Source organism: Acidovorax sp. (assembly GCF_046314175.1).
GTDB lineage: Bacteria > Pseudomonadota > Gammaproteobacteria > Burkholderiales > Burkholderiaceae_C > Acidovorax.
The window spans coordinates 1-4439 of sequence record NZ_JBKBXG010000178.1 but is presented as its reverse complement, the minus strand read 5'-3'; the positions used below and the strand labels follow the sequence as shown (position 1 = coordinate 4439).

The following is a 4439-nucleotide window of genomic DNA, read 5'->3' as shown; positions in this document are numbered from 1 at the left end:
GTTCGGCCGCCGCGATGCCGAGCGCCTGCTCGACGACAAGAACGCCGAGGCGTTTTGATCTTTCTGTTCTCTATTTCTCTAGTTTTCCATCCACCCTTTGAAAGGACCATCATGAAAACCACAACCCATCTCTTTGCCGCCCTGGCTCTCGCCGTCAGTGTCTCCGGCACAGCGTTTGCCGCAGGCGACCACGCCCATGGCCACGACCACAAGCCGCTACACGGGGGTATCGTCGTCGAAGCTAACGACATGGACTACGAACTGGTTGCCAAGCCCGACACCCTCACCCTGCACCTGCGCGACCACGGCAAACCCGCCAAGACCGAAGGCGTGAGCGCCAAGCTCACTTTGCTGAACGGCACCGAAAAATCCGAAGCCATGCTGGCGCCCGCAGGGGACGGCAAGCTGGAAGCCAAGGGCACGTTCAAGGTGACCGCAGGCACCAAGGTGGTGGCGCTGGTGACACTGCCGGGCAAGAAGCCGGCGAATGTGCGATTTGCGGTGAAGTAGCGTTTGACGAAAGTTCTAGTGGGGCACGCGCTGCGGTAGATGTTGCTCGTCGCAGTGCGGCAAATGCGTGCAAAAAGTAGGCCTCACGGCAGGGATTTCCCGTGCGAGGGGATCCAGCACTCTGTGTGTGTCTGCCACTGTACGCCACGCGTCATGGTCTCGTTCGCGCAGGACAAAGAATCTACATTTGCATCCCCCTTGACTCTAAAGTCACTCCAAGGTTTCTAATTCAGATATGAATTCAGATACCAGCACCCCATCCAGCGTAGTTGACACCTGTTGCTCTTCAGGCTGTTCCAGTCCTCCCTCCGCGCCCCCCGCGACCACACATCACCCGGATGAAGGCAAGCTGTTCAGAATCGCCACCATGGACTGCAGCGCTGAAGAGTCGGAGATTCGGCGGGCGTTGGAACCTATAGACGGAATACGCTCTTTGGGCTTCCAACTTGGCGCGCGAACCCTGAAGATCGATGCGGAGGATCGCGCCTTGCTGTTGTCTCTCGACGCCATCCGCAAAGCGGGCTTCGACCCTCAACCGGTGGCCGCTGCAGCTACCGCCACGGGCAGTCCGGGCCGATGGTTTCGCATTGCCACAATGGATTGCAGCGCCGAAGAAGCTGAGATCCGCCGTGCTCTTGAACTTCTGCCTGGAATCCGTTCATTGGGTTTTCAGGTCGGCGCGCGGACGCTGAAGATCGATGCTGACGAAAGCGCGTACCCGTTGGCACTCGACGCCATTCGCAAAGCGGGCTTTGATCCGCAACCCATTGCAGACGCTGGCGGGACTGAGGGTGGACACACGGCTGGGGCCGCCGAAGGAGAAAACCATGAGCATGGTTTTTCAAGTGGCATATCGCGTCTGGTGGCGGCGCTGGTGTTCGCCACAGGGGCGGAGGTTCTTTCATTCTTCGCACCCGACCAGATGGGCTGGAAAGTGGCCGGCATGGTGATCGCCGCCTTAGCCATCTGGCTGGCCGGCATCGACACATACAAGAAAGGCATGGCGGCACTGCTACGCGGAAAGTTGAACATCAATGCGCTGATGTCAGTGGCCGTCACCGGCGCGTTCCTCATTGGGCAATGGCCTGAAGCAGCAATGGTCATGGCCTTGTACGCCATTGCCGAACTGATCGAGGCCAAGGCGGTGGACCGGGCCCGAAACGCCATCAAGGGCTTGCTGGACCTAGCGCCAGAAGAGGCTTTGGTTCAAGGAGCCAATGGCGCGTGGTCCACCACCCCGGTCGCTTCTGTAGCCATCGGCGCGACCGTGCGCATCAAGCCGGGCGAACGGGTACCGCTTGACGGCAAGGTGACCAAGGGCACTGGAGCGATCAACCAAGCTCCGGTGACTGGCGAAAGCATCCCTGTGGACAAGGCGCCTGGCGATCCCGTGTTCGCTGGCACGATTAACGAAACCGGTGAACTGGAGTTCGAGGTCACCGCCTTGTCCAGCAACACCACTCTCGCCAGGATCATTCAGGCCGTTGAGCAAGCGCAAGGCACACGCGCCCCGACACAGCGCTTTGTAGACCGTTTCGCCGCCATTTACACGCCTGCGGTCTTCGCCCTTGCGGTGGCAGTGGCCGTACTCACCCCCTTCCTGATGGGCCTGACCTGGCTGGAGGCGCTCTACAAGGCTCTGGTTCTGCTGGTAATCGCCTGCCCTTGCGCCCTGGTCATTTCCACGCCCGTCACAGTGGTGAGCGGCCTTGCCGCTGGCGCTCGCCGTGGCATCTTGATCAAGGGCGGAACCTACCTGGAAGACGCCCGGCTCCTGAAGGCCGTAGCGCTCGACAAGACCGGCACCATCACCGAAGGCAAGCCAAAGCTGGTGAAGTGGCAGGTGTGGGGTGCGGGCGATGAGGCTGCCACCCAAAAGATGGCGGCGAGCCTCGCCGCCCGTTCAGATCATCCTGTCTCCAAAGCCATCGTCCAGGGACTAGAAGTGGCGGGCCCTGAGGCCGAGAACTTCAAGGCATTGCCTGGCCGCGGGGTCGGAGGTGTGGTCAACGGTGTGCGCTTGATGCTAGGCAACCACCGTCTGATTCATGAGCAAGGTTTGTGCGGTCCAGAGCTGGAGGCGGAGCTAGCCACCCACGAGAAGCAAGGCCGCACGGTAACTCTCCTGGCAGACGAGTCGCGCGTATTGGCGCTCTTTGCGGTCGCGGACACTATTCGGGAGACGTCGAAACAGGCCATCGTTGACCTCAAAGCGCTGGGCGTGACGTCGGTAATGCTGACTGGGGACAACACTGCTACGGCAAAGGCCATTGCTGCTCAATCTGGCATTGAAGACGCGCGGGGCGATCTGCTGCCAGAAGCCAAGCTCGAAGCCATCAAAGAAATGCAGAAGCGTTATGGCGCAACCGGAATGACCGGCGATGGGATCAACGATGCGCCCGCGCTCGCGCAGGCCGACATCGGGTTTGCCATGGGCGGGGCCGGGACCGACACGGCAATGGAAGCGGCCGATGTAGTCATCATGAACGATGACCTGCAGCGCGTGGCTGAGACGGTGAGGCTGTCCAAGCGAACGCACGCCGTGCTATGGCAGAACATCACCCTTGCGCTGGGCATCAAGAGCGTATTCCTTGTAATGGCGGTAGTTGGCAGTGCAACCATGTGGATGGCGGTGTTTGCAGACATGGGCGCCAGCTTGCTGGTGGTGGGCAATGGCCTGCGCCTGCTTCGGGGCGAACGTGTGGGCCATGATTCCAAGGTCGTGCGCTCGCAGCCCAAGGAGCCCGCCCATTCCCACTAGGTCCCAGTTAGTAGTCAGGCAACGTATTCAGAGAATGGGAGAGCAGGCTGCAGCTTCGCTCCTGGAGTGCGCGGGCGGATAGTCACTTGCCCAACAAGGAGAGAGATCGGCAACGACTGCTATGGGGCTAACACCGTGAATTCGGTGTGCCACGTCCACCGACTGCAATCGCTGCGGAGCTGCTGGTCGCCTTTGCTAAGACGGCGTCAGGCTGCCAGCTGCCGCTGAGTTTTGGTGTGCCGACGACGGCTGTCGTCAGCACCGGTCATTCAGCTGTTCGCAAATCGAGGGAATGCCGCTGACTACAAGAAATAAAGTTCGTCGGACCTACATAAAGTCTGTCGGAAAAATTCCGTATTGTGAAATGCAAAGTGCTTCCTCCGAGGCGCTTTTTCTCGGTAGATCGCGAAGAGTGCTAGGGATGTCCTGAACAACTCGGACTCGTAAGTGCTACAGGGTCGATGTTTTTCAGATGATGCAATTGCGGCCGTTTTCTCGCATCTTTGCGCCATTTTTCACGCCCTTTCGGGTCATTCGCGCTGCTTTTGCGGCCCCTTGCCTGTTTGCAGGCGCACTCATCCCTGCGCCGCCAGCAATTGGTGGCGCACCATCCACAGGTTCGATAGCGCAAACAGTGTCTTGAGCTGCAGCGTGTTCTTCTTGAGCCCACGGTAGCGCACCTTGGTATAGCCAAACTGCCGTTTGATCACCCTGAAGGGGTGCTCCACCTTGGCACGGATGCTGGCCTTGATCTTCTCCACCTGGTCGATCAGTGCGTCAATGGGGTTGTTTTCCTTGTCCAGCTCTTTGCGCTTGCCCGGGCGCATCGCCACATGCCAAGTGACATCTTTCCTGGCATCCGGGCGCTTGTGCGCGCCTTGTTAGCCAGCATCACCAAAGACGTCTTTCTCCTCACCATGGATCAAGCTGTTGCCTTCCACCACATCAGACACGTTGCCCGAGGTACCGATGACGGTGTGCACCAGACCGGAGTCTGCGTCCACGCCAATGTGGGCCTTCATGCCAAAGTGCCACTCGTTGCCCTTGTGGCTTGAGTGCATCTCTGGATCGCGCTTTTTGTCCTTGTTCTTGGTCGAGCTCGGTGCCGCGATCAAGGTGGCGTCCACGGCAGTGCCCGCCTTGAGCAGCAGGCCCTGGGCTGCCAGAA

The 4439-nt window shown here is 59.7% G+C and carries 2 protein-coding genes and 1 pseudogene; 2 read left to right on the top strand and 1 reads right to left on the bottom strand.

The window, feature by feature from the left end; all coding sequences use genetic code 11:
• Positions 1–111 precede the first annotated feature (111 nt).
• Both ACK4OE_RS25315 and ACK4OE_RS25310 read left to right on the top strand, forming a co-directional pair.
• Positions 112–510: a hypothetical protein gene (locus tag ACK4OE_RS25315; RefSeq protein WP_406561328.1), complete on the top strand. Its 399-nt coding sequence runs from the start codon at positions 112–114 to the stop codon at positions 508–510.
• 367 nt (positions 511–877) lie between these two features.
• Entirely contained in the window at positions 878–3271 is a 2394-nt protein-coding gene (locus ACK4OE_RS25310) for a heavy metal translocating P-type ATPase (protein WP_409889184.1), read from the top strand.
• Between the two features lie 575 nt (positions 3272–3846).
• On the opposite strand, the pseudogene ACK4OE_RS25305 reads toward ACK4OE_RS25310, so the two are convergent.
• Positions 3847–4439: pseudogene (locus ACK4OE_RS25305) on the bottom strand (IS5 family transposase); the annotation flags it as partial.